Below are 23,814 nucleotides of genomic sequence, written 5' to 3'. Positions count from 1 at the left end.
ATGTCCTTTCTCAAGCTCGACAAGGTTGTCAAACGCTACGGCTCGATCCCTGTAATCCACGGCGTCAGCCTGGAAGCGGAGAAGGGTGAGTTCGTCGTCTTCGTCGGCCCGTCGGGCTGCGGGAAGTCGACGCTGTTGCGCATGATCGCGGGCCTCGAGGAGATCTCCGCGGGCGACGTCTCGATCGATGGCCGGGTCGTCACGAGCGTTGCGCCGGCCGATCGTGAAGTATCGATGGTGTTCCAGTCCTACGCGCTCTACCCGCACATGAGCGTGTTCGACAACATCGCCTTCGGCCTCAAGATGGCAAAAATGCCCGCCGACCAGATTACCGGCCGCGTGGACGAAGCGGCGAACATCCTTCAGATTGGTCCGCTGCTGTCGCGCAAGCCCCGCCAACTCTCTGGCGGCCAACGACAACGCGTCGCGATCGGCCGGGCGATCGTGCGCCACCCGAAGCTATTCCTGTTTGACGAACCGCTTTCCAACCTCGACGCCGAATTGCGAGCACAGATGCGCGTCGAGATCGCCCGGCTGCACCGCAATCTCGGCGTCACCATGGTCTATGTGACGCACGACCAGATCGAGGCGATGACACTCGCAGACCGCATCGTCGTGCTGCGCGCCGGCCAAATCGAACAGGTCGGCTCGCCGAGCACGCTCTATGATGAACCGGCCAACCGCTTCGTCGCGGGTTTCATCGGCTCGCCCAAGATGAACTTCATTGAGGCCAGGATCGGCGCAGTTGCGGACAACGCGATCACGCTCTCGCATCCTGCCTTTGCCGGGGGAACATTGACCGTCGAACGCGCGCCACGGCGTCCGGTGTCGCCGAGTGCGCCCGTCACGGTGGGGCTGCGACCCGACAATCTCACGATCGGCGGCCCCAACCCCATTCTCAACCTCACCGCGGACTTCTCCGAAAATCTCGGCGGTCACACCCAGGTCTATGCCACTGCGACCGGCGCGCCGCAGATTGCGATCCTCGCGAACGGACGGCCGGAAGTTGTTCGGGGAGCAGCGCTGCCGGTCGGGCTTGCCTCGGGGCGGGTCTACCTATTCGACGCCGACGGGATTGCGATCTGAATGCTGCGCTACGAGGAAGCACAAGAGCGGGGACTGAAGTGACCAGCCATCTCGGCATCGACATCGGCACCTCGTCGGTCAAGGCGGTCCTCATCGGCTCGCGCCAGAATCTCATCGCCGAAAGCTCGGCACCGCTCGAGGTCGACCGGCCGCGCCCATTATGGTCAGAGCAGGAACCGGAGAGCTGGTGGACCGCGACTCAGGGCGCGATCTCCGCCTTGGCCGCAGCGGTGCCGCGCGAATGGAACGAACTCGCCTCGATCGGCCTTTCCGGGCAGCAACACGGCGCGACGTTGCTCGACGCGGCCGGCAAAGCGCTGCGGCCCTGCATTCTCTGGAACGACGGACGCTCAGGCGCCGAATGCCGCGAATTGCTCGACAGCGTGCCGGACTTCACGAGGCGCGCCTGCAACACCACGATGCCGGGCTTCACTGCGCCGAAGCTGCTGTGGGTCGCGAAGCACGAACCGGAGGTGTTCGCGAAAACGGCGGTGATCCTCCTGCCGAAGGACTATGTGCGCTTCCGCATGTCGGGCGAATATGTTTCCGAGATGTCAGATAGCGCCGGCACGCTATGGCTTAACGTCGCCGAACGTCGATGGGACGCCACCCTGCTCGCCGCCTGCGGCCTGACGGAAGCGCAGATGCCACACGTCGTCGAAGGCTCGCAGGTCTCGGCCTGTCTCTCGGCGCAGGTTGCGGCCGAATGGGGACTTGCGGGCCGCAAGATTCCCATCGCGGGCGGCGGCGGAGATAATGCCTGCTCCGCCGTCGGTATCGGCGCGGCGCGCGCCGGCGACGGCTTCCTCTCGCTCGGAACCTCCGGCGTCATCTTCACCGTCACCGATCATCCGGTGGCCCTGCCGGAACGTACGCTGCATGCCTTCTGTCATGCGCTTCCCGGTCGCTGGCACGGCATGACAGTCGCCCTCTCGGCGGCGTCGGCTCTGTCCTGGATCGCCAGGATCATGGGTGCCGGCGGCGACATCCAGGGATTGCTCGCGCGCGTAGCGCACTTCGCTTCGGAACCGGAGCGGCGCGCCCACGCACCGGTCTTTCTACCCTACCTGACCGGCGAGCGAACGCCGCACAACGATCCGCACGCGACCGCCGCGTTTGGCGGGCTCTGCGCCGATCACGGTCCCGAAGCGCTCGCCTACGCCGTCCTCGAAGGGGTCGCGTTTGCGCTACGCGACTGCCTTGACGTGCTCGTCGACGCCGGCGCCGCGCCGACCTCCTGCCTGATGGTCGGCGGCGGCTCGCGGAGTTCCTACTGGGCCCAGTTGCTGGCGGATGCGACCGGCCTCGCTCTCGATGTGCCGAACAGCGCCGAGCTCGGTGCCGCCTTCGGCGCGGCACGCCTGGGCATGATCGCGGCCGGCGTCAACCAGCAAGAGGTCTGCGTCAAGCCGGCGATCCGTGCGAGCTTTTCGCCTGATCGCGCCGCCGCTCCCCTGCTCCGCGAGCGCGCGGCGCGGATGCGGGCGATGTACCACAACGACCGGGGAGAATGAGCCTTGCTTAAGGGCGACCATCCACTGAATGAAATCGCTGAGTGCCGCAGTCAGTGCGGGTGCCCGTTCGTTCAACCCGTGTCCTATCGACAAGCGGATGTGGCTGCGTGGTTGAGCGAGAGAGCCAGCCGCCCAAAAGAGTCTATTGGAATCATCGGAGGCGCAGCATGCTGAAATCGATCGATCCAATCCTGAATGCAGACGTCCTCTACGCATTGCGCGCCATGGGCCATGGCGATGATCTCGTCCTCTGCGACACCAATTTTCCCGCCGATGCGGTTGCCCGTCAGACCGTGCTGGGCCGGCTGCTCCGCATTGACAACGTCAGCGCGAGCCGCGCCACACGCGCCATTCTTTCAGTCCTACCGCTCGATTCCTTTGTCGAAAAGCCCGCATTGCGGATGGAAATCGTCGGTCAGCCCGACGAGATTCCTCCCGTGCAGCGCGAGGTGCAGAAGGAGATCGATGCCGCAGAGGGCCGCTCCTCGCCGATGGGGCCGGTCGAGCGATTTGCCTTCTATGAACGCGCGAAGAATGCTTATTGCGTGATCCAGACCGGCGAGCGCCGTTTCTACGGCTGCTTCGTCTTCAAGAAGGGGGTCATCGCTCCCGACGCGACCCAGCCCACCCTGCAAACAAAGCCGCGAAAAAGCCGTGAAGAAACGAAACCTTTGCACCGTCAAACATCAGTCCGCAACGACGCCGTTCAGCGTCACGGCCAGCCGCTGCCGCGAAAGTGATTTCTGCAGGTCGCGTCGCCGACCGGTGCACAGGGAGCTACAGACCCAGCCATAAGCCATCGCCATAAGAAAACAGGGAGGTTACGCAATGAAACCGCAAGGACACGATCAGCATTCCGTACTGAAACCGAACCGGCGTACCGTCCTGAAGGGAGCAGCCAGCGCCGCTGCCTTGGGGACGACCGGCGCGCTCGGCTCATTCTCCGAGCTTGCCTTGGCGCAGAGCAATCTGCGGTCCCAGATCTCACAGATTCCGGGCGTTGGAAAAGGCGCGCCAACCGACGCCGATTGGCAGAAGGTGGGCGAACTCTGCCTCGGCCCGACCAAGGCCAGTGTCAAGGAAGGAGAATTCAAGGGCGTCGAGCTCTCCTTCATGGGACTGAACAACCAAAATCTGCACAACCTGCTGTTCCGCGGCTTCCTGAAACCATGGGAGGCCTATACGGGCGCGAAGATTTCATGGATCGACCTTGCTCAGGCCGACTACAACCCGCGACTGCAGCAAGCGATCGCGACCGGCACAGTCGATTTCGACATCCTCGAAATGGGCGCGCCGTTCGAGGGAGACGTGTGCGGCAAGGGGCTGGCGTCGGAGATGCCGGACTGGGTCAAGAAGCAGATCGATATCGATGATTATGTCGACTATCTGAAGCCGCCGGTCGGAACCTGGAACGGCAAGACCTATCGCGTCACGATCGACGGCGATTGCCACAACTTCAACTACAGAACCGACTATTTCTCCGACCCCGCTCTCGCCAAGGCCTGGAAGGACGCCGGCAATCAAGGCGAATGGGGCGTGCCCAAGACCTGGCAGCAGGTCCAGGCGGTCACAAAATTCCTCAAAGGCAAGAAGATCATGGGGCAGAACGCGTTCGGCTATCTCGACGCACCCAAGCCCTGGGGTGGATTCGGCTTCTATTTCCTTGCCAGCCGCGCCTCTGCCTACGCCAAGCATCCGGATGACAAGGCCTGGCTGTTCGATGTCGATACGATGAAGCCGCGCATCAACAATCCGGCCTGGATTCGCGCCATCCAGGACGTCATCGATGCGTTGCCGTCCGAACCCGCTGATCAGCTCAACGCGGACCCCAACACCACCGGCTTCCAGCAATTTCTGGCCGGCATCGGCTCGATGATCCCCTGGTGGGGAGACATTGGCCAGGTGGCGAAGGCGAGCGACACCTCTGTGGTCGGCGATGTCGTCAGCTTCGACATCCTGCCTGGATCGGAAGACGTTTACAATTCCAAGACAGGCAAGTGGGACAAGCTCGCAAGCGGTCCCAACCATGCGCCGAACTGCGCCTATCTCGGCTGGGGCATCTACGTCATGGCCAGGGTCGCCGGCGACGAGCGCAAGCACAGGGCGGCCTGGAGCGCCGCAGCGCATCTCGGCGGCAAGGACCTTTCGCTCTGGATGGTCATGTATCCGTCGGGCTTCCAGGCGCACCGGACCAGCCACTTCAACTTCGATGAGTGGGTGGCGGCGGGCTATGACCGGAAGTACATCACGTCCTATCTGAACTCGCAGCTTTCTTCCTACAACCATCCCAATCGCGCGGTCGAACCGCGCATCCCGGGTATCTTCCAGTATTACAGTATCGCGGAAGACGAGCTGACCAAGATCTTCGCCGGCAGGGTTGACGCGCAGACCGGCGCGAACAACATCGCCGCCGCCTGGGAAAAGCTGACCGACCAGATCGGCCGCGAGAAGCAGATTGCACTCTATAAGGCGTCCCTCGGCGTGTAGCTTCTATCCGGCTTCCGCCTCACACTTCGGCTGGCGCCGCGTCGAGCGCCAGCCGAAAGGTTTCCTTCAACCGGTTCAACGTTGAAATCGATGTGTTGCTACTCTGATGCAGACTTCATCACCGTTAGCTGAATCCAAGGTGGACGATCGGCACAAGCCGGCGTCTCCGCACATCCTTGCCGGTCGAAGGAACGCTGGACGCGTGATCGTCGTGTTGGCCTCGCTGGGATTCCTGCTCTTACTCATGGTCCAGCTTCTGCACGCGATCGGTGCGACGGCGCTCGGCTTCGCAGATTGGCGCCCCGTCCTTGTTGCCTACCTGCTTTGGGCCGTTGCGATCGGAACCGGCCTCGTGGTCATCCGGGGCGAACGCGGCGCGCGGGCGCTGTTTCTGCTGCCTGCGGTTTTCTTTACCGTCGCGGTCGTGATCTTTCCGACGCTGTTCGGAATCTACATCGCCACCCTGGACTGGAATCTCAGTTCACTTGAAGGCCCGCGCTTTAGCGGCCTCAACAATCTCGTGGGACTGTTTCACGACACCTATTACTGGAACGCGCTCGGCAACATGATCTTCTACACGATCGCGGTGCTGGCCGAATATGCGATTGCCTTTGGACTAGCCCTCCTGCTGAGCGGCGAGATCCGTGCTCGAAAATTCTTCCGCGTGGTGTTCCTGCTACCGATGATGCTCAGTCCGGTGGCCGTGAGCTGGATGATCGGAAAGTCGCTCATGGAGTATCGGTTCGGTCCGGCGGCTACCCTGGCGCGCTATCTGGGGTGGGACAATCCGGCATTCTTCGCCTCGCCTTGGTCGGCGTGGCTGAGCATCGAGGTGATGGATGCCTGGGTATCCATTCCCTTCATCATGATCATCCTGCTCGCAGGCCTGCAGGCGATGCCCAAGGAGGTGCTTGAGGCCGCCAAGGTCGACGGCGCCAATAGCTGGCAGTCGTTCTGGCACGTCACGTTTCCGATCATGCTTCCAGTGAGCATCACCGTCCTGATCATCCGGATGATCTTCAAATTGAAGCTCGCAGACATCGTGATCAACGTCACCGCGGGAGGGCCCGGCGGCGCCACCGATACGGTATCAAGCTTCATATATCGCGTGTATCGCGATCGGTCGAACGTCGGATATGGCACCGGGCTCGCGATGTTCTATCTTCTCATGATCATCCTGTTCCTCACGCTGCTGCTGCGCCTCTCCAGGCGCTGGACGCAGAAGGCCGCGTAGAACGGATATGGCTCCCAAGGAGTTGCTGGATTGGCCATCTTGACATCGGGATCGAAGCGCAGCCGAAAGCACGGCGCGGCGGCGCGGACCAACCGGATCGTATCGCGCGCGTTGATCTATGGCGCATTACTGTTCTGGTCGTTCGTCTGCCTGTTTCCGATCTATTGGACCGCCACGACCTCATTCAAATCGGCGATCGACGTGACGCAAGGCCACCTGATCCCCTGGCTGGACTTTCAGCCGGACTGGAAGGGCTGGCGCTCGCTCGGCCTGTCGCCGGATACGATTTTCGGAATCTCGACCGCCCGGAGCGAGTTCGTGAGCCGATTCACCAACAGCATCATCACGTCGGTCGGCGCGTCGGTCCTGGCCCTCATTCTCGGATCACTCGCGGCTTATGGCTTGAGCCGCTTCCGCTATAAGTTTGCATGGATGCGCAACGACGACATCCTGTTCTTCTTCATGTCGCAGCTGATCCTGCCGCCGGTCGTCCTCGCGCTGCCGTTCCTGGTGCTATACAAGGCGTTGTCTCTACTCGACACCAGATTTGGTCTGATCCTGCTCTACACCTTGACGGTGCTACCGATCGTGATCTGGATCATGCGCGACCAGTTCAATTCGATTCCGATCGAGCTCGATGAGGCGGCTTTCGTGGACGGGCTTTCAACCTGGGGCGCGTTCTTTCGCATCATATTGCCGCTCGCCGTGCCCGGGATGGCAGCGGCGTTCATCCTCTCGCTCATATTGTGCTGGAACGAGTACTTCTTCGCAGCGCTGCTGACGAGTACGGACGCTAAAACCCTACCAGTCATGGTGGCGAGCCAAACTGGGTCGCAAGGCATCAACTGGTGGTCGATGGCGGCGCTGTCGACGGCGGCAATCGCCCCGCTCGTCATCGTCGGGATCTTTCTTGAACGCTACATCGTCAGTGGTTTGACGACAGGTGCGGGAAAATAGCCACACGGTCAGATGACCATGGGTTCAACATTCCGTCCCCGGCTTGAGAGATAGATGCGCGCCGCGTTGCCGCCGAAGACAGCGGCCTTTTCATCCGGAGACACACCGGCCAGCAGGATTTCGGCAGCGGCAAACCATTTTTCATAGCCGCCCGCCAAATTGACCACTGGCCAGTCACTTCCCCACAGCAGCCGATGTGGCCCGAAGCAGGCAAGGACGTGATCCACCGCTTTCCGTAAATCCGCAATTTGCCAGTCCGGCGACGCCTCTGTCGCCAATCCCGATAGCTTGCAAACGATGTTGGGACGTGTGGCGATCGACGCGATATCGTCTTGCCATGTCGCAAGCTCGCCGTTTGCAAGCCGCGGCTTGGCGCAGTGGTCCAGTACGAATTGCAGATCGGGGTGATCATCGACGAGCCGCAGCAGGCGCGGCAAATGCCGCGGCAGCACCAACGCGTCGAATACCAGGCTGTTTCGGGCCATTGCCGCCAATAGCGGCGCCAATGCCGGGCGGAGCAGCCAATCGTCGTCGGGAAGGTCCTGCACCATCGGCCGCAGCCCGACCAGAAGTTTGCGCCCGGCGAGTGCATCGATGCGCGCCGTGGCGTCGGCTGCATCGAAATCAGTCCAGCCAACCACGCCCCGCACCAGCGGCGTCTTCTCCGCGATATCGAGCAGAAACATCGTCTCCGCCTCGGTTGGTGCAGCCTGCACCAGGATCGTTCCGTCGATCGTCGCGGCGGCAAGGTGCGGCGCCAGCTCCGAGAGGGAAAAGTCACGGTAGATCGGCGCGAGCGCCGGCGTCAGCCATCCATAATCGCCCCGAGCGAGCGTCCAGAGATGGTGATGCGCATCGATCCGCATCAGCCGGCTCCCGACAACGGAACGGGTGTATCCGGGTCCAGCAGACGTTCCGCCTTCAGATCGTCCCAAAGCGCGGCCGGCACGTTGCTGGACAGCGCCGCGACGTTGGACTCGACCTCCTGTGGACTCTGGCCCCCAAGCACAACGCTCGCCACAGCCGGATGCCCCAGAGCAAAATGCAGTGCTGCGGTTGGCAGGGCCACGCTGTGCGCATCACAGACGCGTTGGATCTGCGCCACCTTTGCCAGGATCTCTGGCGGCGCATCCCTATAATTGTATTTGGCACCGCTCACCGCGCCAGTCGCCAGAATACCTGAATTGAATACGCCGCCAAGTAACACACCGATTCGCTGTTGCTGCGCCAGCGGGAGGAACTGCCTCAGCGCGGGCTGCTCCAGCAGCGAATAGCGCCCGGCGAGCAGCATGGTGTCGAACGATCCGGCTTGCGCGAAACGCACGCACATGTCGGCCTCGTTCACGCCGATCCCGATGCCCGCGACCACGCCCTCTCCGCGAAGCCGATCCAGCGCCACGTACGCGCCGGTCATCGCTTCACGAAACCGCTGCTCAATGGCGTCGATGCCGTGAGTCCAGACGTCAACGTCGTGGATCAGCAACAGGTCCAGCCGGTCAGTCCCTAACCGCAACAGCGACTGCTCGACCGATCGCATAGTGCCGTCATAGGAATAATCGACCACGGCCCGGTGCGGCAGCCCTCCCACAAAGCCGGAACCGTCGTCTCGCCCGCGAGACGGATCCATCCAGCGACCGACCTTGGTGCAAACAACGATGTCCTGGCGCGATACGCGCCTGAGCGCGGCGCCGCAGCGATGCTCGGCAAGTCCATTCCCGTAGAGCGGTGAAGTGTCGAGGAGATTGATACCCAACTCGAACGCGCGTTCCACCGTGGCGATGGCCATACTATCGTCCAGTCGCGCATAGAGATCACCAAGCGGCGCGGTCCCGAAGCCCAGCACCGAGACCTCGACCCGCGTCCGACCAAGGGCACGGCGGGGTGCTGTGAGTACCGGCTTCATATGGACCAGCTCTTTTCTGGCCACTGCCCATTTGTGCTGGTGCGCGTGTTCTTCTTGCCTGCCACTCCACTACTTCCGCTCGCAGGACATCCACAAAGCCTTTAGTCACCGGCCGCCTAGTGATTTTGCCACCGACAAGGCTTGAGTGGAAGTCACTTCGAAGCCCAAAGTAGGCTAGAGGGATTGGGAATCGAATTGAATCCCAGTTATGCACAGACCGCCGCCAAACGTTTGGCTGATCAAGGTTATCTGCGTCTCATCGAGTTGATGAAGAGGCCGGTCGAGACGATCAAACGAAGCGACTGACGCGATAGGCTAGTTCAACTCAGTCAGAGACCGGGCTGGCTCGGTCTCGCGCAGCCCCGCGAGCCACGCTGAACTGGCCGATCACGAGGTGGAAGCAGCATCAATTCGACAAGCAACTTGAGCCAGAAGTGCAAACGCTCCGTAAGTATAAGCGAAATCAAAGTCGGGGGTGCAACTCGAACCTCCGAGGCTATCCGCTGGGCGAATTGCTGGACGGCGCCAATTGCGCATAAGTGCATCATTTCGACTGGTTGTCCGATTTGTTCGCCGTAATACCCTATTCTACGATGAGGGCGTAACAGACCTGCCCGACTTTAGCTTCAGCGGTACATGTTGGGATGAAACCACGGAGAGAAGCCACCATGGTCGATGTAATGCACGACGCCGTCTGGTTCGATTCTGGACCGAGCATTAGAAGCTTGATCTCCAAACGCGCCCAAAAAATTTGGCGGGAGTAGAGTTACTTACACAGCGAGCGCACCAGCTTAAGCGCTGGCTGGGGCGGGAGGGTACTCAGCCAGATCGGCCGCGCCGGCAAGCCGTTGAAAATACTGCACCAATCGCTGCGACAGATTGGTGTGTATCAGGCGTGTGCCGCATGTGGCAAGGGCAGCGAAAGATCTTAGCAAGCGGAAGGCGCAAGTCGCTCTCCCATCGGAGTCTGCGGCGCTAACGCACGCTATGTTACGCCTTGCGCATCCTGCGATACGCGATGGCGGGCGTGCTCCGGTAGCGGCGGCGAGCCGCAGATCTGCGCTATCCATCGACCTGAGGGCGACGGGCAAAGGAAAGCACTGTGGGCAGCGCGCCCGACGTTGGCGGGACGGATTGGCTTTGAGGACCACCATCAAGGCCGGCCGCGGTGGCAGCGACGGGGCCACCATCCGGAATTACGTCCGAAGTGCGAAACGACTATCGAGATCGCCGGAGTGTCCAGCGTCGAGCAGCGCCTGCACTGCCCCCTGACCTAGCGGAAAAACGGATTTCGTCGGCGGAGGGTTTGGTGCCGCCTCTGCGCCTCCCGATCGTTCCCGATCCAGCTACGGCACTCGGTCGAAATCGATCCGCAATGCTTTTCGCGCGGTGATGAATGACCTCGCTAAATTCAATCGCTGGCGACTAACCGACCGACGAGGATCTCCGCTAACCGACAACGAACATGATCGTGGCAGGGACGGCATCCGACATTCTCATCTGCTTGGAAAATAGTCGCTTGTCGTTTTCCAACCCGGCCCTCAGGATGATTGCGAAATCAGCTGTAATGTAGCCCAGGTAAGCGAAATGACGGCAAACAGGAGCTCAGGTACCTTCCCGAAGTGCCTTCAACGGCCGGATCTCGGTGGAACAGTTCGCGTACGGTCGTCCCAAACCGAGGCAGCCTATCGTATCCGCTATGCTGGCTGGATGAAGACGCTTTCAGGCAGTTTGGGAATATCGGCGAACGTCGTCGATGTCATCGATGATCTCCGAGAGCGAGCGCTCTCCTTGAAACCTAATTCCTACTACCTGTACCGGGCGACAGTTCTCCAGCAATTGCGAGACCGGTTTGCGGCGGGCGACTTGACGGAGCAGCAGGTTGAGCGACTGGTTCGGCGGATGACGCCCTATGAGGGAGCCGCCCTAATAGGCTCGAAAGCCCCCCGGAGGCGAACGTCTGCCGGGACACGACAGCACCTGCGGCCTGCCAGCGTGGGCACGCTCGTGACCATGGCTGGGGCTCGCTGCCATCCAACCTTCGACGACCTGGCCAGCCTTCTGGAATATGGAGTCAAGGTCGGAACGCGCCCCTGCGAACTCATCGGAGCCCGGCTCAAGGGCCGGATATTGTCGATCCGCTCAGCAAAGTATTCCGCGGCAAACGAAAGGGGGATCGGTGAGTTCCGCAGTATTGGGTTGCTGGACGAATTCGACGATTTCGATTTGGACGGTTTGGGGCGATTGCTGACTCGCTTGGCGCAGAAACTAGAATCCGCCGGGGGTGATCGAACTCGTCTGGTGCGGCGATACGGGGACGCGCTCCGGAGGTTGCGACGCGGAGAAGCGTGGGCTTCACGCATCACCCTAAAGACAACCCGCTCGCAATGTCGCGCAAACCTGGCACGGGCCGGCTACTCACCCAGAGAGATTGCCGCGATCTTCGGTCACGCATCGGCCGAAACCGCCGCGTCTCATTATGGCTCCGTCAATAAAGGCTGGCGTCCGATGCCCGGGCGCCACCCTCTCGCCATTTCTGATCGGGCGCTGAGGGAGGTACGACCGGGAGCCCGAACCAAAGCCAAGTTAGCGCGCAATCAACCCCTCACGTTGACGGAGGTGCGCGCGTCGTTTCGGTCATATGGACCAAAATGATCTCGCTGGGTTGACCGCTACCATCCGGCGAACGGCACGATGAAGGCTCGCATGGGAGCGACGCACTTCCTCACCAAAACGCTTCCAAAAGTAACCGCCGAGATGGCTCTGCCGGTTCTGGCGATTACCCAAGATCGTGTGTTACAGGATTGGCTCGGGAGAGGTGCGAACCGGCGTTCAATCCAGGGTCTTGTTTCCGGTGATAAGCAGGCTGTGGTCCGACCGGTTACTCAAATACGCAAGGATCATTCTGAACCTCGGCGCGTTGGAGAATTTGGTTTCTAGACAGCTCATGAATCGGTCCAATCCATCATGAGCAAGTTTGAGCTAGCTCCAGCAAATGATCCCCTATGGTCATGGACAATCGCGCCTACTTCCGTACTGGAATCATTGCCCGGACGATCCATAGAGCCCCGCGCTCGTAGCTGGGTTCGAGTCGGCGGAGCGCTACATCGCGATATATCACTATCGCGCGGGCCCTGTTTTCGTAACGGAGGCAGCCTAACTCGGGAAGCATCGTCTTGATAGTCCGCCAAAAGCCGCTGTTCGCTCGCGATACATCGCCGCCAAAAATGGGCCGGAGTGGGTTCAAATCCTAAAGGCACAAAACCCGATCCGAAAACGCGACAGGCGACCCTTCCCTTCGCCGGTTTCGCAAGAATCGTTGGGCTGCGGGGAGGCTCGCCACACCCGGTTCCTTGCGATCGGTCGAATGGGAAATGACGGGATTTGGACGGCGCAGCGCTCACGTTCCCTCAAATACCTGCAACAAGTATGTATTTGATCTCGACATACTCGTCGACGCCATGGCGGGATCCCTCGCGGCCAAGACCGGATTGCTTCACGCCGCCGAAGAGCGCCATATCCACACCGACGAGTGGGGAATTGATACCCACCATGCCCGCCTCCAATGCCTCGGCGACCCGAAACGCGCGGCCCAGGTCGCGCGTGTAGAAATAGGATGCGAGGCCGAACGGAGAGGCATTCGCCTTGGCGATTGCGTCGGCTTCGTCCCTGAACCTATAGACCGGAGCGATCGGTCCGAAGGTCTCTTCCCTCGTCACAGCCATATCGGTCGTGACATCGGCCAGAACGGTCGGCTCGAAAAACGTACGGCCGAGAGCGTGGCGGCGACCGCCCACGAGAACACGGGCGCCCTTCTCGGTCGCGTCGGTGAGATGCCTTTCGACCTTGTCGACCGCTTTGGCAGTGATCAATGGTCCTTGGCTGACGCCGACATCGAAGCCGTTTCCGACTTGCAAATCACCGACCCTTTTTGCCAGCTTTTCGACAAAGGCGTCGTAGATGGAATCCTGGGCATAAAGGCGGTTCGCGCAAACGCAGGTTTGGCCCATATTGCGGAACTTCGAGATCAGGGCGCCCTCAACCGCCGCATCCAGGTCGGCATCGTCGAATACAATGAACGGCGCGTTGCCGCCGAGCTCAAGCGCGACCTTTTTCACGGTTGAGGCTGCTTGACGCATCAGCAATTTTCCGACCTCCGTGGAACCCGTGAAGCTAATTGCACGGACGGTAGGATGCTCGGTGAATACTTTGCCGATCGCTGGAGCATTACGCGTAACGATGTTGACGACGCCGGCTGGAATGCCAGCACGTTCGGCGAGGACGCCCAGCGCTAGGGCCGTCAGCGGTGTTTCGGGGGCCGGCTTGAGAACGACCGTGCATCCGACAGCGAGGGCGGGCGCCACTTTACGCGTAACCATCGCCGCCGGAAAATTCCAAGGTGTTATCGCAGCGACGACACCTACGGGCTGTCTGATCACCATGATGCGCGCATTTCGCTGATGGGAAGGGATGGTCTCACCGTAGATGCGACGCGCTTCCTCCGCATAGAATTCCACGAAAGAGGCCGCGTAATCAATCTCGCCCTTCGCCTCGGCCAGAGGCTTGCCCTACTCCGCTGTCAAGAGCACTGCAATGTCGTCCTTGTTTTCGATGATCAAATCGAACCATTTGCGCAGAGTTCCGGCTCGCTGTTTCGCCGTTAGCCCCGTCCAACGCGGGAACGCTGCCTGGGCTGCGCTGACGGCCAATTCCGCCTCATCTGCACCCAAGTTCGGCACCGAGGCGATAGTCTCACCCGTGGCCGGATTAACTACCGGCTCCGTCGGCCTGCCAATCCACTCTCCGTTGACTAAGCAGCGTTCAACCAACAGCGATTTGTCGTTCAATTTCAACATTCGTTCCTCCGTCCACCCGACAGGGTCGTCCTAACCGTCAAAGCCATTGCGGTCACGATCACACGCGCGTCCTGACCGACCTAAGGTGAGAGCGATGACCAGAATGGCGATTTTTTGCAGAGAGCAGAACCGGACCCCTGCGGCGCTCTAATATCTGTCAATTAGACTTCAATGCCATGTCGACGGCAGCCTCCGCGTGAGTGATCGTTGTGTCGATCAGCGGAATCAAGCAGTCTTCTTGCTTAATGAGCATGCCGAATTCGGTGCAGCCCAAAATGGCGGCTTCTGCACCCCGATTAGCGAGGTCATACAACGCGGCTTTGAACTTCGACCGCGTCTCAGGCCGAAAGATCCCCTTGGTCAGTTCTTCGTATAAGGCGTTGTGAACATTGTTCTGGTGCTCGCCTTCGGCAACCATCACATTCAAACCATAACGCTCCTTGAGCCGGCTTACGAAGTATGTCCCGGTCATGGTGTATCTACTGCCGAGCAAGCCGACGGTCCTGTAACCGTTGGCTATCGCGCGCTGTGCTGCTGGATCGACGATGTGAATGAACGGAAGGTCGACCTTCGCCTGGAAAGTGTCGGTTGCAGCGTGGACTGTGTTGCAAGCTATGATGTAGAAAGTCGGCACCGGCGGCTTTGAGCTTGTTTGCCTCCTCGGCGATCATTTCGCCAACCAACTCCCAGCGCCCTCCCACCTGGAGGCGTTCCACCTCATCGAAGTCGGTCTGCGCAAGCACGAGCTTGGCACAATGCCGGCCGCTTCCACCCAAGCGCTGTGCGATCAGTTCATTGATTGTCTGATAGTAAATAATCGAGCTTGGCCACGCAACGCCGCCGACCACGCCGATCGTCTTCATATCAACTCCGATTCTTTGTATGGTTGGCTAAGTTCGGCGCCGGACAAGCCGCGTTCTCCGAAGTCTCGGCACGCGACACACCGACTGCATCCAGCAGGATCCGAACGGGATGCGACAGCTCAACGCCGTCCGCCATCTTGACTTGGCAGCGGCAAGAATGTCCGCTCGCAATGAGCCGTCCATTGGATGCCCTGTTTCGGACGTGCTTGCTCCAGCTTTGTCCGTAGATCCTCCTCGAAACCATACGATGCTCGGTCGCATACCCATAGGCGCCGGCCATGCCGCAGCATCCGCTCGGGAGAATTGTCAGGTCCGCTCCGAGCGATCGGAACACGATTTTCCAATCGTCGGTCGCTGAGGCCGCATTCGCGCGCTCGGTGCAATGTGGGAGCAACCAGTATCGCTCGCCCACGACGGGCCGAACGGTCGTCGTGCTCAAGCACTTCGCCAACCATTCCTGCAGCAGAAGGACATGCGGAGCTTCGGGGCCGAGCGTATGCCGGTACTCCGACCGGTACGTCAACGTCATCGATGGATCGATGCCGACAAGCTCTACGCCGCTTGATGCGAGACTGCTTAGCATGGTCGCGTTCAGGCGGGCAGCTTCTTCGAATTCCGCGAGAAGACCGTGGACGTGGAAGGGCTTGCCGTTGGGAAGGAACGGCGCAATCCAAGGTGTGAAGCCGAGACGCCTTATCAAGTCGACCGTATCGAGAACAATCTGGGTCTCGAAGTAGCTCGTGAACGCGTCCTGCACCAGGACAACGTGTTTGGCGCGCTCCTTAATCGTCAATCCCGAGAGCAATCGGGCACTCGCGATGCCGACTCCCCGCTTCGCGAGCTCCCTCCTTAGGTCGATACCGGACAGGCGAGGCGCACCTACGAGACCGACGGAGCGCAGCAAACATCTTCCGACGGCGCTCGACACGAACACGTTGTAGGCTCCCGATACCTTCGCAAGAAGAGGAAGCCTCCGCTCGAGGGGGGCCAGTAACCCGTCCTTCAACGGACGCAAATAGCGACCATGATAGAGTTCGAGGAATTTCGCGCGGAACGACGGTACGTCGACCTTGATCGGGCACTGGCCAGCGCACGCTTTGCATGCGAGACAACCGTCCATCGCCTCCTTGACTTCGTGCGAGAAATCCGGAACCTCGGCGAGCTTGCCGAGGGTGTTCCAGATGCGCGCAGGCAGCATTTTCAGCGCTAGCGACGCTCTTTGTACCCTCGCTTGCGACGACGGATCGATACCTTCGACCGAGAGCATTCTCAACCATTCGCGGATCAAAGACGCGCGCCCTTTAGGCGAGTGACGCCGATCGCGCGTCGCCTTCCAGGAGGGACACATCGCATCATCGGGATCGAAATTGTAGCAGGCCCCATTCCCATTGCAGTGCAGGGCTTCTTCGAACGCCTTCCGTGTAGCTGCAGGGATCTGTCGATCATTCTGGCCGCGCGTCGGGACCCCGTCGATCTTGAGAAGTCCTTCAGTCGAAGCTGTGGCGATCTTGCCCGGGTTCAATTGATCGTGGGGGTCGAACGCCGCCTTTACGAGCTGAAGCGCAGGATAGAGCGGTCCGAGGTATCGCGGTCCATACTCGGAACGGACGCCCTTGCCGTGTTCGCCCCACAGGAGACCGCCATACTTCGCCGTCAGTTCGGCAACTTCGTCGGATATCTCCCGGATGAGCTTTTCCTGCGCCGGATCCTTCATGTCGATTGCCGGGCGCACGTGAAGTACGCCGGCATCGACATGCCCGAACATCCCGTACGACAGACCGCGCCTATCGAGAAGCTGACGGAATTCGCGGATATAGTCTGCAAGCTTCTCCGGAGGAACGGCGGTGTCCTCCACGAATGGGACCGGCCGCTTGTCGCCTTCCACGTTGCCCAATAATCCCGCCGCGCGCTTTCGCATATTCCAGATGCTCTTGACGGCCTCCTCGCCGCGAGCGACCGTGTGTCCGCGGATTCCGCGTGCCGCACCGTCGCGTGACAGGCTCTTCTCGACGCGCTGCAGTTGCGCATCGAGATCGACCTCGCGGTCGCTCAAGAACTCGACGAGATTAATACCTTGGGCCGGTCCTTCCGGGTCGTCAGGAAAGAACTGGCCAACATCGCGCCAAGCGGCGTCTCCGCGGCCCAGCCCCAGGACGAGTGAATCCACGGTCTCGATCGACGCCGGTTTGAGGGCCATGAGGGCCGAGGCGTCTCGCAAGGCCGCATCGAAGGTCCCGTACCGCACATTAACGATTGCACTGCATTTAGGGATCGGCAGCAGGTTCAGTTTGGCTTCTACGATGAAGCCGAGCGTCCCTTCCGATCCGCAAAGGATAGCGTTCAGGTCAAACAGCCCTTCGTTATTGCGCAGATGTGCCAGATCGTATCCGGTCAGGCACCGGTTCAGTTTGGGGAATCTCTCCTCGATAGCGCCGCGGTTGTCGCAGTGAACCTTGTCGAGAACGGTGTGCGCCAAACCGACTCGGTCGGGACGCAGCTTGATCGCCAGGAGTTCCTTTTCGGTCAGAGGCACGGAGCGCCAGAGCACACCTCCAAGCAACACTGTGGAGAGCTCCAGGACGTGATCCCGCGTCTTTCCGTACAAGCACGATCCCTGCCCGCTTGCGTCCGTGCTTATCATTCCACCGATGGTGGCGCGGTTCGATGTCGAAAGTTCCGGCGCGAAGAACAACCCATGCGGTCGCAAGGCTTTATTGAGCTGGTCCTTGACCACTCCCGCCTGCACACGCACCCAGCGCTTGCTGGGGTCGATCTCGATAATGCTGTTCATGTGGCGGGAGAGGTCCACCGACAAACCACTTGTGAGCGATTGCCCATTCGTGCCGGTCCCGCCGCCGCGCGGCGCGAGTTTCAATTGCTGAAACCGGGCCTCTGCAACGGGCCAAGGTGCGGTGGCTGGAAATGATGTTTGATCACTTGATGGGTGAGAAGCTGACTGGCATCACGATCTTGTCCTCCTGGTAGAGTAACGCCCCTAGTTCTTCGTTGCGCCGAAGAAACTCCTGCCAGTCGGGGTCGATGGCCATAGCCGCCCGACGGCGCTGCCGCTCTTCAAGCGTATCGAAGCCCCAGAGGTGCACGACCTGGTTCAGCGGACCGATCTCGGTCTGAAAGAAGCCGATCAAGTTGCCGAGGTGTCGAAGCTGGACCGGCAAGCCGAATTCCTCATAGAGCTTGAGCCATTTGCCAAGTTTCAGGGGATGCATCGTGTAGGTGCGATGATCAATGATCATAGGATGTCCTCGCGATAGTCAGATGGCGAGCCGGTGCGCATGTTCCGGTGCCGCGGTGCCGCTTCCAGCGGCGGCACCACGCGTTCGGTCTGGGGATCGATCAGGTGCATATGCCGAAGCTGCGCGCATAGCCGTAAAGGCTCGCCGGCACCGCGCACGCGGCTAGCGTCGCCGATTGCATTATAGGCGACGCCAGCGAGCGTGAAGGTGATCAGGCTTGTGGCCCCCATCGGCTCGATCACGTCGACCACGCCATCCAGAAACTGGCAATCGCCATCTGGCGGGTCGGCACGGTCGGTGAGATGCTCGGGGCGCAAGCCAATCTCAACTTCAGCTCCCGCATAGGCGCCATAAGAGGCGAACCGGTCGCGCGGCAAAGCAATCGCAGCGCCGTTGCGCAGTTCAGCTCTCAATTCGCCCTTTTCGAGAACAAGTCGCGCCGCCATGAAGTTCATTTTCGGCGAGCCGATGAAGCCGGCCACAAACTTGTTCAGCGGCGCCCGATAAACCGACATGGGATCGCCGACTTGCTCGATGCGCCCGCTGCGCATAACGACAATCTTGTTAGCCAGCGTCATCGCTTCGATCTGATCGTGCGTAACATAGACGACGGTGGCCTTGAGGCGCTGATGAATGCGCTTGATCTCGATCCGCATCTGAGCCCGCAATGCGGCATCGAGATTGCTCAGGGGTTCGTCGAACAGGAAGGCACGCGGCTCGCGCACGATGGCACGACCCATCGCCACCCGTTGGCGCTGTCCGCCCGAAAGTTGCCGCGGTTTGCGATCGAGCAGGGATTCGATCCCCAGCATTGTCGCGGCCCGCTGCACCAGGCGTTCGCGCTCCGCCCTTGGAACGCCCTTCATTTTGAGGCTGAAGGCGAGATTGCCGCGCACTGTCATGTGCGGATAAAGCGCGTATGACTGGAACACCATCGCGATGTCGCGATCTTTCGGCGCCAGAAGCTCCACCGCCTTGCCGTCGAAACGAATCGAACCCTCGCTGACGTCCTCCAGCCCGGCGATCATCCGCAGTGTCGTTGTCTTTCCGCAGCCCGAAGGGCCAACGAGGACCGCAAACTCGCCCTCCGCGATGACGAGGTCGATGCCATGGATCACCGCGACACTGCCGAAGCGCTTCGTCAGTCTTTCAAGCCGGATCTCGGTCATGCGTTTGCGGCCCCTAGCCTTTCACGCCGCCACCGCCCCAGCCGGCGACGAGAAACTTCTGAATGAAAGAGAACACGATCACGACGGGAACAATCACCAGCATCCCGCTGGCCATGATCATTCCCCAATCGATGACGCTGGAATTGTAGAGATCGGCAATGCCGATCGGCAGCGTCTTCAATTCGTCGGAGGTGATCAGGATGCGAACGAAAATATAGTCGTTCCAGGCGAGGATGAACGTAAAGATGCCTGTCGCGATAATGCCCGGCAGTGCCATCGGAAGAACGACGTACAGAACAGCACGTCCACGATCGGCGCCATCAGTCAGCGCCGCCTCTTCCAGATCAAGCGGGATACTCTGGAAGAAAGTACGCAACATCCATAACGCAAACGGCATGCTGAATGCCGTGTATCCGAGAACAAGGGCGAGATGGGTATTGGCGATGCCGAAATAGCGCACCATTACGTAGAACGGAATGATGATCATGATCGGCGCGAACATGTAGGTGAACAGTATTGTCGCCGCCAGCGTCTCGCGGCCGCGGAAGCGGAAACGTGTCAGGCTGTACGCGCCGGGCGTGGCCAGGGCGAGCGTCAACAACACCGTTGCCGACGCGACAACGACGCTGTTGCGGAAATAGTCGAGGAAGCGCGTCTCCTCAAACAGCCGCGCGATATTGGATAGCGTCGCCTGTTCGGGGAAGAAGCGCGGCGGCCAGTAGAATACCTCTTGCGACGGCTTGAATGCGGTCGCCGCCATCCATGCGAACGGGAAAGCTGTGAACAACAGCAACGCGATGATGGCCAGGGCGAGCGAAAAGCGCTGCAAAAAAAACGCGGAACGGCGATTCATAGCTGTTCCTCTCGCCTGAACATCATGAAATAGACGGCAGCGAAGACCACCAGCAGCAAGAACATGACCACCGAGGCAGCCGCTCCCGTGCCCGCTTCATAGTAATGGAAGGCGCGCAGATAAGCGTAAACCGGCAAGGTGCGGATATATTTTTCCGCGCCGCCACCCTGGGTCATCAGCCAAACGGTGTCGAATTTGGTGAACATCCAGATCGTGCGAAGCAGCACGACGATGAAGAGAACCGATGCCAATTGCGGCAGCGTCACGTAAAGAAAGCGGCTCAATGGGCCGGCTCCGTCCACACGCGCCGCTTCATAGAGCTCGGTTGGAATGGTCTGCAGGCGCGCCAGGACCGCGAGAACGACAAAAGGAAAGAACTGCCATACCGAGATCAGGATCAGGGACGTCATGATGTAAGTGCGGCCCATCCAGTTGATCGGCTCGTCAGTCAGGCCGAGCATCACCATCCCATAATTGATGAGGCCGAACTGGTTGTTGAGCAGCCATTTCCAAAGGATCACGGCCACGACGGTCGGGATCACGTACGGGAAAAGAACGATCCCGCGCACCAGACTGCGTCCGGGGAAGTATTGATTGAGAGCAAGCGCCGCCCCTACGCCGATAATGATTTGGAGCGTAATCGTCGAAACCGAATAGACGACGCCGCGCCAGACGCTCTCGCTGAACTCAGGATCGGCGAGCAGGAACCAATAGTTCTCCAGGCCTGCCCAGCTCTGCTGGGGAAAGAGCGAATGCTTGTGATGCAGGCTCAGCCAAACCCCGTAGAGGACAGGATAGAGTGTCAGCCCCGCCAGCAGGAGCATGGCCGGCAGCAGGAGCAGAATGCCAAGTCTCGCTTGGGACGTCTGCACGCTGGCCGTTCGTCTGCGGTGGGACGAATGCATGATGTGTAACTCAAGAGCGCGAGGCGACACGTAACCGAGTCTGCGGCGGATGGCCGCGCTTCCGGCCTCACGCGTGCTTCACCACTTGGCGTAGCCGGCTTTCTTGATCAACGCCTCGGCACGAGCCTGCGCCTTGGCTGCGGCTTCTTCCGGCTTCTTTCCTTCCACTGCTGTTTCGAGCACCATGTCGCGGATGATGCCGGATCCGAGAACCTGCATCAAGTAAGGTTTGGTGTTCAGGTCCTCGTATTTCACGACCAATGTCGGCTTGGCGAGGTCGCCATCGAGCGCCTCTTGCTGCACTTCCAGCCAGCCGCCCCAGCGCTTCACCATCGGGATTTCCTTGTAAGCAGCCGACTGTCGAAGCGACTTTGTGATCGGGAAGAAGTGGATCGGAACCGACTTGATGTACTCGATATAGTTCTCGTCCTTATAGAAGAACTTCAGGAATTCCTTGGCGGCTTCCGGATTCTTCGAACCCTTGAGCAGCATCCAGGGCTCCTCATCGACCTGGACGGCGGGCTTGTTGCCGCTCGGTCCGACTGGCTTCATCCAGACATCGAAGTGATCTGTATTCTGCATCTCCTTGGGGACGTATTTCTCGATCAGCGACGCGCCGCGGCCATAGCCCTGGAACATCATTGCCGCCTTCTGGCCGTACATATTCGCGAACGTGTCGAGATAGCCGTGACCTTCCCATCCCGGCGGCAGCGCCGTGGTGAGCTCTTTCCAGAAATTCAGCACCTCGATCATTTTCTTGTCGGTGAACAGCGGCTTGTTCTTGTCATCGAAGAGTTGACCGCCGTTGGCCGCGATCAGCTCGCCAACGAGGATGTTGATGAACAAGTTATCGCCCGGAATGGTGAGACCATACACGTCCGGCTTGCCATCGCCGTTGGTGTCCATTGTCAGCGCTTTCGCGTTGGCTATGAGGTCGGACCAGGTCTTAGGTGCTTTCAAACCTTTTTGCTTTGCCCAATCGGCACGATAGATCAGCAGTGATGTACCGGCGGCATGGACGAGACCATAATACTTGCCGTCAGCTCTGCACACCTGCTTGATCTGATCCCAGACATTGCTCTCGCCAATGGCCTTCACCACGTCGTCGAGCGGCAGCAGCAGACCCTGTTGCTGCAGCGCCGTGCAAGTGATGGGTTGACCGTGTGAGAGCTCGGGTGGAGCGCCGGCGGCGAGTGCGGCCTGTATCTTTGGCTCCAGGTCGCCCCAGGCCAATGCCTCGGCCTCGATCTTGATGTCCGGATGCGCCTTCTCGAAGCGCTCGACGATCTCCGCCACCGCTTTCACCGAGGCCGGGTCGGTCTCGGTATGCCAAACCCGCACAACCTTGGTCTGGGCGACCGCCGCACCTGCCACAGTTCCCGCGAACAGAATGGCGCAGGTCACGCTCAGAGCCAGTTGTCGAACGCTTTCAATGCGCTGCATTGTCTCCTCCCATTTGTTTTCGGCAATGACGCTGCCAGTGCGGTCGTCGGCGTTTCTGGTGCCGGTCTCGCCTGCGAGTGGACGGCTTGAACCACTTCGCATCCTCATCATCGGTCTTGCCTTCGCGCCAATCCTCAATCGGATGGGCGCCCTTGGCCGCAATCAGCGTCAGCGTTCCGCGCTTCCGGCTGCGCGAGGATCGGCGGAATGCCTACGTGCGACCCCGCTGCAGAGCTGCGATCGAATCTCAAGACTGCTAGTGCTCCCAGCGCAATCACAAAGCATAGCACAGCGTATTGAGGTTCGTTGTGCCGGAGCAAGTCCGGGCCTTGCCGAGATGATGCCGTGTCGCGGTCCTTCGGTAGTGGCCGAACGCATCTGGTCAGAATGCAACATGGGTTGATGTCCTTCGGCGAACCGATTAATCGAGACCCGACGCCGGCGATCAGGTCGAGAAAATTGCCGAGTTATATCAATATGTTATGAAAAGCTTGGCGCTCCCTAGGGGAGACCAACAGCGCCGCCGGGATTTGGAAGCCGCGGCCGAATGCGACTACGAAGGATTCGTGCTTTAGACGGCGAGGAACTGGCGCTTGAGGCGAAAGAACAGGCTCGGCGCGGGACATTTCCGGGTCCCTTCCTGGACCGCCCCTAACAGGAAGGACCGCACCATTGGAAGGCGGCCGTCCGCAGGGCGCCACGGTTGAACCTCATGACCGTGCGCGCCGGGCAGAGGTCGCGAGGTTGAGCCGAAGCTGACGGACCCGGGCAGCGCAAAGGCCGCGCTCCGCCTCCCCAAAGCCCTTGCGCCAAGCTTCCCTGCAATGGGCGGGGCCACGCAAGCGATTTAGGGCTAGGAGAGCTGACCAATAGGTGACGACGACAACCGACTACTGGATTCGTTTGTCCGAAATCCCTAGCTTGCCTTAGCTCTGTTAGGAACGGTCACCCCCGTTTGTAGCCCTCTTTTAGGGGTCTTAAAACTCTTCCATAGGCCATGGAAGAGGAGGATGGAGGTGCTGCGCCCTCGGGGCCTTGGATAAACCGACCTCGCACGATGTCATCTCCCGATTGCTGAAAGACCCTGAGCAAGGAAAGTTCGCTCAGAGCCTTTGCACGTCCGCCGCCCCCTCAGCTACGGAATTCAATCTCGTCAGCTCGGCCTCGATGATGGCGATCTCGTCCTCGATTTGCTTGATCGACAAGTTTGCTCGCGCGCCGACGGGTTAATCGAAGAACCCCATTGCAACCGTGCTTGTCGCCTGTCGCGGCGCATAAGTCGGCTCCTGG

13 protein-coding genes and 3 pseudogenes are annotated in these 23,814 nt (G+C 60.3%); 6 read left to right on the top strand and 10 right to left on the bottom strand.

Features of this window, described 5'->3' with window-relative positions; all coding sequences use genetic code 11:
- The 6 genes and pseudogenes from V1290_RS26365 (at position 1) to V1290_RS26340 (ending at position 7,278) form a co-directional block, all read left to right on the top strand.
- A complete protein-coding gene (locus V1290_RS26365) occupies positions 1-1,086 on the top strand; it encodes an ABC transporter ATP-binding protein (RefSeq protein ID WP_334367071.1) in 1,086 nt (361 codons plus the stop codon).
- A 38-nt stretch (positions 1,087-1,124) separates the two neighbouring features.
- Complete coding sequence (xylB, locus tag V1290_RS26360; RefSeq protein ID WP_334367070.1) at positions 1,125-2,600, top strand: xylulokinase; 1,476 nt, start codon at positions 1,125-1,127, stop codon at positions 2,598-2,600.
- A 167-nt stretch (positions 2,601-2,767) separates the two neighbouring features.
- Positions 2,768-3,217, top strand: a pseudogene (locus tag V1290_RS26355) (RbsD/FucU family protein); the annotation flags it as partial.
- A gap of 211 nt (positions 3,218-3,428) precedes the next feature.
- The gene (locus tag V1290_RS26350) at positions 3,429-5,087 is read left to right on the top strand and encodes a substrate-binding domain-containing protein (protein ID WP_334367069.1); all 1,659 of its coding nucleotides are present in this window, start codon (positions 3,429-3,431) and stop codon (positions 5,085-5,087) included.
- Positions 5,088-5,193: 106 nt separating this feature from the next.
- Entirely contained in the window at positions 5,194-6,321 is a 1,128-nt protein-coding gene (locus V1290_RS26345) for a carbohydrate ABC transporter permease (RefSeq protein WP_334367068.1), read from the top strand.
- Between the two features lie 96 nt (positions 6,322-6,417).
- The gene (locus V1290_RS26340; protein WP_334369173.1) at positions 6,418-7,278 is read left to right on the top strand and encodes a carbohydrate ABC transporter permease; all 861 of its coding nucleotides are present in this window, start codon (positions 6,418-6,420) and stop codon (positions 7,276-7,278) included.
- Between the two features lie 8 nt (positions 7,279-7,286).
- On the opposite strand, the gene V1290_RS26335 is transcribed toward V1290_RS26340, so the two are convergent.
- The 10 genes and pseudogenes from V1290_RS26335 to V1290_RS26285 form a co-directional block, all read right to left on the bottom strand.
- Positions 7,287-8,144: an amidohydrolase family protein gene (locus tag V1290_RS26335; protein WP_334367067.1), complete on the bottom strand. Its 858-nt coding sequence runs from the start codon at positions 8,142-8,144 to the stop codon at positions 7,287-7,289.
- Positions 8,144-9,181, bottom strand: coding sequence for an aldo/keto reductase (locus tag V1290_RS26330; protein WP_334367066.1), 1,038 nt, complete (start codon positions 9,179-9,181; stop codon positions 8,144-8,146). The genes V1290_RS26335 and V1290_RS26330 overlap by 1 nt, the downstream gene beginning before the upstream one ends.
- 3,410 nt (positions 9,182-12,591) lie before the next feature.
- Positions 12,592-14,037 (bottom strand): annotated as a pseudogene (locus tag V1290_RS26325) (NAD-dependent succinate-semialdehyde dehydrogenase).
- A 157-nt stretch (positions 14,038-14,194) separates the two neighbouring features.
- Positions 14,195-14,671 (bottom strand): aspartate/glutamate racemase family protein, encoded by a 477-nt coding sequence (locus V1290_RS26320; RefSeq protein ID WP_334367065.1) that lies wholly within the window; start codon positions 14,669-14,671, stop codon positions 14,195-14,197.
- Positions 14,672-14,901: 230 nt separating this feature from the next.
- Positions 14,902-17,787, bottom strand: a pseudogene (gene ydiJ / locus V1290_RS26315) (D-2-hydroxyglutarate dehydrogenase YdiJ); the annotation flags it as partial.
- A 46-nt stretch (positions 17,788-17,833) separates the two neighbouring features.
- Positions 17,834-18,154: an NIPSNAP family protein gene (locus tag V1290_RS26305; protein WP_334367064.1), complete on the bottom strand. Its 321-nt coding sequence runs from the start codon at positions 18,152-18,154 to the stop codon at positions 17,834-17,836.
- Positions 18,151-19,323: an ABC transporter ATP-binding protein gene (locus V1290_RS26300; protein ID WP_334367063.1), complete on the bottom strand. Its 1,173-nt coding sequence runs from the start codon at positions 19,321-19,323 to the stop codon at positions 18,151-18,153. The genes V1290_RS26305 and V1290_RS26300 overlap by 4 nt, the downstream gene beginning before the upstream one ends.
- A 13-nt stretch (positions 19,324-19,336) precedes the next feature.
- Complete coding sequence (locus tag V1290_RS26295) at positions 19,337-20,176, bottom strand: carbohydrate ABC transporter permease (protein WP_051379336.1); 840 nt, start codon at positions 20,174-20,176, stop codon at positions 19,337-19,339.
- The gene (locus V1290_RS26290; protein WP_334367062.1) at positions 20,173-21,000 is read right to left on the bottom strand and encodes a carbohydrate ABC transporter permease; all 828 of its coding nucleotides are present in this window, start codon (positions 20,998-21,000) and stop codon (positions 20,173-20,175) included. Before V1290_RS26290 ends, V1290_RS26295 begins: the two co-directional genes overlap by 4 nt.
- Before the next feature lie 159 nt (positions 21,001-21,159).
- Positions 21,160-22,524 carry an ABC transporter substrate-binding protein gene (locus tag V1290_RS26285; RefSeq protein WP_334367061.1) on the bottom strand — a complete coding sequence of 455 codons (1,365 nt, stop codon included), beginning with the start codon at positions 22,522-22,524 and terminating at the stop codon, positions 21,160-21,162.
- Positions 22,525-23,814: the final 1,290 nt, after the last annotated feature.

This window comes from Bradyrhizobium sp. AZCC 1578, assembly GCF_036924675.1.
In the GTDB taxonomy this organism is placed as follows: domain Bacteria; phylum Pseudomonadota; class Alphaproteobacteria; order Rhizobiales; family Xanthobacteraceae; genus Bradyrhizobium.
This window is presented reverse-complemented; position numbering and strand designations above follow the sequence as displayed.